The 1,335-nt window shown below is 52.7% G+C and carries 2 protein-coding genes and 1 pseudogene; all 3 read right to left on the bottom strand.

All coding sequences use genetic code 11. The features are described from left to right. On the bottom strand, positions 1-661 hold a 661-nt coding region (locus BG57_RS30855), incomplete at its 3' end, for an Imm71 family immunity protein (protein ID WP_035971089.1). 11 nt (positions 662-672) lie between these two features. Continuing rightward, positions 673-882 (bottom strand): hypothetical protein, encoded by a 210-nt coding sequence (locus BG57_RS32890; protein WP_152562763.1) that lies wholly within the window; start codon positions 880-882, stop codon positions 673-675. After that, positions 848-1,335: pseudogene (locus BG57_RS33255) on the bottom strand (hypothetical protein); the annotation flags it as partial. The gene BG57_RS32890 and the pseudogene BG57_RS33255, both read right to left, overlap by 35 nt.

Below are 1,335 nucleotides of genomic sequence, written 5' to 3'. Positions count from 1 at the left end.
ATATCTGACCGTCGCTGTTTGCGTTCGGTGGCGGGCACGAAGGCAAGTGCCGTGGAAAAACGATCGGGAGAATCTCATTGGACGGCAAGGTGTCCATAAAGATGCTTTCAAAAGTCCAGCACATCACGCGTCGTGCGTCGTGCTTGTCGCTCATTCGAACGATTCCGCGCTTGATTCCTCGGCGAGACGTAGTTCTGGACGCTAGGGAGATCAAGGCCGCAGAGAGACCGGCCTTTTCAAATACATCCTGAGAATCGTAAGGCTGAGAGCGATATCCCAAGCTGTAGAAAAGAGTGCCCGGTTCGCTAGCCCCCCACTCCTCATAGCGGCGTCCCCAGATAAATCCTTTGAACTCTATTGCGTCACGCAGTAAGGCGAACGATTGCGCCCTTCGCGTGGCATCCGCCAAAAATGTTTCGGCATACTCCATTGGTTGCAGATATCGCAGGAAATACACTAAATCTTCTTGATATGAGCGCTGCATGGCATCGGTCGCGTTCTCAGGATGTTTGATCTCGTGCTCGAAATCCCGCAAGAATTGCTTGTAAAGGCCGATGGCTCGTTGAAGCAACGTGGCGCTGGTGTACTTCTTCAAAAGATAGAATGCACAGTCCCGTGCCTCAACATCGTTTTTTCCCGCAAGGAAACAGAAAGTTGACATAGGAGCAGTCCTTACTGCTGGTAATTGTGTTGGTCTACCGATGATGAAATGCGGCTTCTGTAACCTTCCGGAACAGTTTTCGCGGCAGTTTCGTTGCCTTCCATCGGCGTGACGGCAGCTTTGAGAACGGCATAAATATTCACATCCGTCCAACCTGTTCGCTCGGTGACGAGGGCCTGCACGTACTCACGCAGCACCGCGTTGAGGATGTTTGAAATCAATGAAAAATTGCGTTTCACCACCTGCCCAGTAGCGCCCTAGTTTTTCATCGAACTGGCTAGAGACCAGCCCGCTCCATGCACGTAGCCCAGACCAACCCGGCGGAACTTCGATACCGAGCCTGAGAAGCTGTTCTGCTGACGGGATCTGCGCCAATTCGACGAAACCGCCGTTGCTGTTCCAAGAAAACAATACGGCCCAGCCTTCGCGCCAATCCTTGCCATTGTTGGGCATACGAGGCAGCCAATATTCCCCGCTTTTGGTCCACTTGGGCCTATCAAGCTGAATGACCCGAAAGATGTGCATTTCGCCCGGACTCAAAGTCTTCGCAACGATCGGAGCGTGCCGGCTGAACGACTCGATCGTAGTGTATGTCGGCACGCCGTCTGCGTCGGTTTTTAGGAACTGGCTATCCTTCAGATTTGGCCATCCCTCCTTCGGCGTGAATTGATCAA

The organism is Caballeronia grimmiae, assembly GCF_000698555.1.
Taxonomy (GTDB): domain Bacteria; phylum Pseudomonadota; class Gammaproteobacteria; order Burkholderiales; family Burkholderiaceae; genus Caballeronia; species Caballeronia grimmiae.
Note: the sequence above shows the minus strand (reverse complement) of the source record. Positions and strands in the feature narration are given on the sequence as shown.